2 protein-coding genes are annotated in these 2,762 nt (G+C 42.4%); both read right to left on the minus strand.

What is annotated here, in order from left to right; translation table 11 throughout:
* Positions 1-36: 36 nt before the first annotated feature.
* Positions 37-1,650, minus strand: coding sequence for a M23 family metallopeptidase (locus IQ228_RS24360; protein ID WP_193964736.1), 1,614 nt, complete (start codon positions 1,648-1,650; stop codon positions 37-39).
* 202 nt (positions 1,651-1,852) lie between these two features.
* Complete coding sequence (locus tag IQ228_RS24365; RefSeq protein WP_193964737.1) at positions 1,853-2,659, minus strand: biotin--[acetyl-CoA-carboxylase] ligase; 807 nt, start codon at positions 2,657-2,659, stop codon at positions 1,853-1,855.
* Positions 2,660-2,762 lie beyond the last annotated feature (103 nt).

The raw sequence follows: 2,762 nt of genomic DNA on the forward strand, positions 1-2,762 counted from the left end.
CTCCCCTACTCCCCCTACTCCCTGCCCCCTGCCCAATTACCGAGCCTGGGCTGTTTTCACCCCTGCTGTAGCTTGTGCCAACTGGCTGAGACCACCTTGTAATTGCACGCCTGGGTCAACAGCCACCCATCCATCTTGGGTGAGGTGACGGATTTCAAAGTGTAGGTGGGGTCCTGTAGAATTACCAGTGCTACCAACTAGACCAATTACAGTTCCCGGTTCTACCCATTGTCCAGGTTGAACAAAGATTTCCGACATATGCCCGTAGAGACTTTGTTGAGCAGAACCGTGATTAATGATTACAGCTAAACCATAACCACCTAACGAGTTAGCTGATTCTACCTGACCTTTAGCCGCTGCTAAAATTGGTGTTCCTGTGGGCGCACCTAAATCTGTCCCAGCGTGAAAACGGCGATCGCCCGTGATAGGATGAACACGCCAGCCAAATAAAGATGTAATTGGTGCAGCCACCGACAGCGGGAAAACTATTCCCGAACCGCCACCAGCCCCACGATAAGCCAGTGTATTAGTATAAGGAACTGACGGCAAAACTGATGCCAAAGAGAAGTCATAAGACACCATACTAGGACGAGGAGCAACATTACCCTCTATCATTGGCGCAGGTAAACTACCTACCTGGGGAGCAATAGGGGTAGAACTAACCTTGGTCGTGGTAAATTCCCTAGGACTAGGAATAAAGTTATTAGCATGATAGGCAGCCTTTGTATGACTGCTGGTATTACTTCTGGAAATCCGCCAATTATTTTGATTTTGAGGTTGACTGATTTTGCTAACACTACTAGCCACAGCCTCAGTCACATTCTCACTTTGATTACTGTTGGCAGTTATAGTCTTCCAGCTTACTTGTTTTTGCCTAGAGACGTTTACTACTTTCGCCACTTCACTTTTCTTCAGCCAAGTTGGTGATGATTCTTGAGACTTAGCCACAGCAGGAGTTTGTGGAGGTTTAGCGCAAGTGGTAGACACCGTTGCCCCACAACCGCTAGAACGTTCTGTTACTATTACAGAACTAGGCGGTGCATAGTTACTTTCGCCTACATTCTTGTACTCATTCGTATCAATATAAGCGTTGTTGTAATCCTTGGGTTTATTCTCTGTATCCTTAGCAGTGTCTTGAGAATTATTAGCTTGTTGAGGGAGTTCTGGCAGTTTTTTAATGACAGAATCAACTTCACTCACACTAGCAGTAGGTTGAGTATTTTCTCCCTTGGGTTTAGAAATTCTCACACTAGCAGTAGGTTGAGTATTTTCTCCCTTGGGTTTAGAAATTCTCACACTAGCAGTAGGTTGAGTATCTTCTTCTTCTTCTCCCTTGGTAACATCTTTGCTATTTAGCCTCTTTTTTAGATTAACTCGGCGGACAGAAAAATCTGGTTGTGGCTTCGCTATTTCAGGAATACCAGCTTCTTTCTGAACTGGATTTGTGACTGCTGTTGGTTGAGAATTCTCAATAGTAGGAACAATATTGTCTATTGAGGAAGTGTCAGACTGAGCAGTTACAAACCCGCCACTAAGAAGACTGAAGCTACTTAATAAACAGATACCTTGTGCTGGCAATCTAGAAGCAAAGCGTTTACTTGTACCGCCGTAGTAAAAGTTTTTATGGGCAGATTTATGGTGCTGCGTCATTTTTTCTCTTTTGTTGTGTGTAATAAAGGTTAAATAATCAATATTCGTCATTCGTCAGTGGTCAGTGGTGAATAAGAAGTTACAAACGAACAACAGACAAAATCCAATCCTCATACTTTGTCTGAATTAAGATGTCCAAGATTAAAGGATTTACAGGATTAAAACAGAAAACTACTCACCAATGACCCATTACCAGCCTTAATTAAGTTTGACGATAACCCAAGCTAATTGTACCCGGTTGGACAGAAATTTCTGGTGTTAAAGCTGCTTTTGCATCATCAGTTGTCATTTTTAAACGCAGATTACCTTCTTGAGTCACGCCAACTACTTTACCTAAAAAATTATTGACATAAACCTGATCACCCATATTTATAAGTAAATCAAGGTAGTGAGACAAAAGTATGTTTATTCCTTCTGTCTGTAGACACTCTATACCGGACTTAATTCCTATTAAAACCTGTGAGGTGAGGATTTCTAGGTGATCAATCATCTGACAATGCTGGGAATTTTGCCATAATTGCAGATTGATTCCAGTTTCTGGGACTTGATTTGCCCAATTAATCCCCACACCAATCATAGCTTGAGTGATTTGTCCTTGATTGACCTTGGTTTCAGTTAAAATGCCGCCTAACTTGCGACCATCTAATACTAAATCATTTGGCCATTTTATGCCCACAGGTATACCACATTTTCTTAATTGTGCTGTAATTCCCCAAGCACTAGCCAAGGTAAGTTGATAACTGCTGGTAGCTGCCAAATTAGGAGCTATTGCCATTGAAAGATATAAACCACCCTTAGGAGACTGCCATTCTCGACCCCATTGCCCTCTGCCGGCGGTTTGCTGGGTGGCAATAACTACAGAGCCGGGTTTTTCTCCTTGGTCAATTAGTTGCCACAGGGTTTGATTTGTGGAGGATAAGGTGTTAAAAATATGTAGAGAAAATGGTAAATCTTGATGCTTATATTTTGCTTTTAAGCTATCTACCAAAAGTTGCTGATTAAATTCCACCACAGTTCACCATTGCTTTAAGAGACTTCCAAATAAAAAAATATCCCGTCGTTATGAAGGCAGGGGAGTAGGGAGTAGGGAGTAGGGGGAGTAGGGGGAGTTG

This window comes from Dolichospermum sp. LEGE 00246, assembly GCF_015207865.1.
In the GTDB taxonomy this organism is placed as follows: domain Bacteria; phylum Cyanobacteriota; class Cyanobacteriia; order Cyanobacteriales; family Nostocaceae; genus Dolichospermum; species Dolichospermum heterosporum.